This is a genomic window from Eudoraea sp. (genome assembly GCF_049665975.1).
Classification (GTDB): Bacteria; Bacteroidota; Bacteroidia; order Flavobacteriales; family Flavobacteriaceae; genus Eudoraea.
On sequence record NZ_JBATGR010000463.1, the window covers coordinates 1 to 1,779 of the forward strand.

Below are 1,779 nucleotides of genomic sequence, written 5' to 3' on the forward strand. Positions count from 1 at the left end.
CTATTATGCAGGTAAACTCTCTAATAAATTTTTGCAAATGGACTTTACTCAGGCGGAATTTACTGACGTAAAAAGTTTGAGGCGGAACGCAATCGAAATACAATCGGTGCGGCTGAAACTTAGCAATCTTTGGAGACGGTAACGCAATTCGAACGTAATCGAGCGTGATTACCCTTGTGGGTTGCTACTAATGACAACAATGGCTATAGCAAATAGGCATAAAGTGCTTAATTTAAAGGCTTGGGATTATTTACTAAGTCCGCCAAATCTTTTGGGTTTGGCAATTAAAAAGAAAAAATAATTACAAAACAAAAAGCTCTGGCTCGCAGACTTGACGGAAACGAAAAGTTTCCTTGCCTGCCCAACTTGCCATAGCCTTACCGTTGTGCGCAAGCTGGTATGGTAAAGGGACATCCTTTACAAAGTTAAAGGGACATAGTTTACACTTTTAAGATTCATAAATTACTTGGAAAAGTGATTTGTCATGGTCTGGAAAGTAAAAACTAAAATGGAACAAAAAGTAGAATTTATTCATGAATGGTTAACTCAAAAGTACACCATCACGGAACTTTGTAGGTCATTTAATATATCGCGTCCTACCGCTTACAAGTTGATTTCTCGGTATGAAAAAATGGGACTATCGGGATTAATCGAGCAAGAAAGAGCTCCAATCAATCACCCCAACAGAACCAATCATAAAGTTGAAGATTCAATTTTAAAATTAAAAAACAAACACATGCTTTGGGGTGCGAAGAAAATTCGCATTTTGTTGTTTAAGCAGTATCCAGAAGAACTTATTCCAAGTGTGGTTACGGTTCACAACATCCTTTCTAAAAATGGACTGGTTAAACCTCAAAAGCGAAGCAGAAGGGTCAAGCCAGTATTTCCCATTTTCGACCCCAAGAAGTGCAATGAAGTTTGGAGCGCGGACTATAAAGGGAAGTTTTTAATGGGGAATAAAATATACTGTCACCCGCTTACTATTGCCGATTCGAAGAGCAGGTTTTTGTTCACGGCAAAAGGACATTATAAAGAGAACCTTCAGTCTGCCAAGCAAGAGTTTACAAAGGTTTTTAGAAAGTATGGCATCCCAAAACAAATACATACCGACAACGGAAGTCCGTTTGGATCTGTAGCTGCCATTCAAAGATATACCAGGCTTTCATATTGGTTCATTGAATTGGGAATAGATCCGGTTTATTCCGATCCAGCACGCCCAGACCAGAACGGACGACATGAACGTATGCACCGTGATCTGAAGGCAGCCTGTGCTAAACCCTCAGCATTCGATCTGAAGGCTCAACAGCGTAGTTTAAATCGGTTTGTAAAAGAATATAATCACATTAGGCCCCATGAATCCTTAGGGATGAAAACGCCTGTAGATTGCCATGATTTTTCCAATAGACCATACCCTGAAAAAATCCCAAAATATGACTACCCATCAACCATGAAAGTGATGAAAGTATGCCAAAATGGATCCATGCGTTGGAAGTCGTATTACTGGGTATATTTAACTGCTGGGCTTAAGGGGAAATATGTCGGTGCCGAAGATCAAGGAAACGGGATTTGGAGAGTATTTTATAGAGACGTATTTTTAGGTTACTTTAACGAAAATAAAATAAGAGACAAACAAGTATCAATTAGGCTAAGTCAAAATCTAGTGTAAAGCATGTGACTTTAACTTTGTAAACTATGTGTCTTAACGAACATTTGAAAAACACAATGAAATTATTAAAATATGTCGGTTTATTATCTCTGATTTCTAGTTATACATTTCTG

The 1,779-nt window shown here is 38.2% G+C and carries 1 protein-coding gene; it reads left to right on the plus strand.

The genetic code is table 11. The annotated features are described in order from the left end of the window. The first annotated feature begins 484 nt into the window (after positions 1 to 484). Positions 485 to 1,666, plus strand: a complete 1,182-nt coding sequence (locus tag WBN20_RS15080) for an integrase core domain-containing protein (RefSeq protein WP_424274680.1) — start codon at positions 485 to 487, stop codon at positions 1,664 to 1,666. Positions 1,667 to 1,779: the final 113 nt, after the last annotated feature.

What these genes read in the sequence shown, in the direction of transcription:
- WBN20_RS15080 (WP_424274680.1), top strand. Translation starts at nt 485, where the DNA reads ATGGTCTGGAAAGTAAAAACTAAAATGGAACAAAAAGTAGAATTTATT.